Origin of the sequence: Acetobacter sp. DsW_063 (assembly GCF_002153745.1) — a bacterium.
Lineage (GTDB): Bacteria > Pseudomonadota > Alphaproteobacteria > Acetobacterales > Acetobacteraceae > Acetobacter.
The window spans coordinates 1-1,501 of sequence record NZ_JOPL01000110.1 but is presented as its reverse complement, the minus strand read 5'-3'; the positions used below and the strand labels follow the sequence as shown (position 1 = coordinate 1,501).

Annotated in this window: 1 pseudogene; it reads right to left on the bottom strand. The window is 62.0% G+C overall.

The features are described 5' to 3' along the window. Positions 1-1,501, bottom strand: a pseudogene (locus tag HK28_RS12525) (conjugal transfer protein TrbE); the annotation flags it as partial.

The window sequence follows — 1,501 nt, the reverse complement described above, 5'->3', positions numbered from 1 at the left end:
CCGGTTGCCACGCTGGGTCTGGCAGTAATACTCCCGCTTCGAGGCCGCGCGGGCAATGATGGCGATCTGCCGGTCATTCAGACCGAAGTCGCGATAAATCGCCATGATCTGCGGCTCGATGGCCCGCTCGTTCGGCAGGAATATCCGCGTCGGGCAACTTTCCACCACGGCAGGCGCGATAGGTGAGTTGGCGATATCCGACAGCGACTGGGTGGCAAAGATGACGCTGGCGTTCTTCTTGCGCAACGTTTTCAGCCACTCCCGCAGTTGGCCGGAGAAATTCCCGTCATCCAGCACGAGCCACCCCTCGTCGATGACCAGCAGCGTCGGGCGACCGTCCAGACGGCCTTCGATGCGGTGGAACAGATAAGACAGAACGGATGATGCCGCGCCGGAACCAATCAGCCCTTCGGTCTCGAACACCACCACATCAGTGTCACCCAGCCGCTCACCATCAGCGTCGAGCAAGCGGCCATACGGGCCACCCAGGCAGTACGGGGCCAGCGCCTGCTTCAGAGCGTTGGACTGGAGGAGGGCTATCAGCCCCGACAAAGTGCGTTCCTGCAAGGGTGAGGACGCCAGGGAATTCAGCGCTGACCAGAGGTAGGACTTCACATCCGGCGTGAGCGACACGCCCTCGCCGACCAGGATCTGGCCCAGCCATTCGCTGGCCCATTTGCGCTCGTCGGTATCGTCGATCCCTGCAAGGGGCTGCAGTGAAACGCCGCTGCCCTGTTCTTCCGATGGATGATCATCCGTCAGCCCACCGCCGAGGTCATGCCAGTCGCCACCCATGCCGAGTGTTGCCGCGCGCATGGACCCGCCGAAATCGAAGGCGAAGATCTGTGCGCCCGGATAACGCCGGAACTGCAAGGTCATCAGGGCCAGCAGAACCGACTTGCCCGCCCCTGTTGGTCCCGCGATCAGTGTGTGACCCACATCGCCGACATGCAGGGAAAAGCGGAAGGGTGTCGCCCCCGCCGTTTTTCCATATAACAGCGGCGGCGCTTTGAAGTGGCCATCCTGTTCCGGTCCCGCCCAGACCGCCGACAGCGGGATCATATGCGCCAGATTCAGGGTCGAGACCGGCGGCTGGCGCACATTGGCGTAGACATGTCCGGGCAGGCTGCCCAGCCACGCTTCAACGGCGTTCAGGCTCTCCGCCATGCAGGTGAAGTCGCGACCCTGGATGATTTTCTCGACCAGACGGAGTTTTTCAGCGGCAATACTGGCACTTTCATCCCACACCGTGACGGTGGCGGTGATGTAAGCCTGCCCGACATCGTCAGCGCCGAGCGACTGAAGCGCGAGATCAGCATCGGCCGCCTTGTTGGCGGCGTCATTATCCACGAGAACCGAGGCCTCGTTAGTCATCACTTCCCGAACAATGGCTGCGATACTCTTGCGCTTTGCAAACCACTGCCGCCGGATCTTCGTCAGAACCTTGGTGGCGTCGGTCTTGTCCAGAAGGATGGCGCGGGTGGACCAGCGATAGGGCATC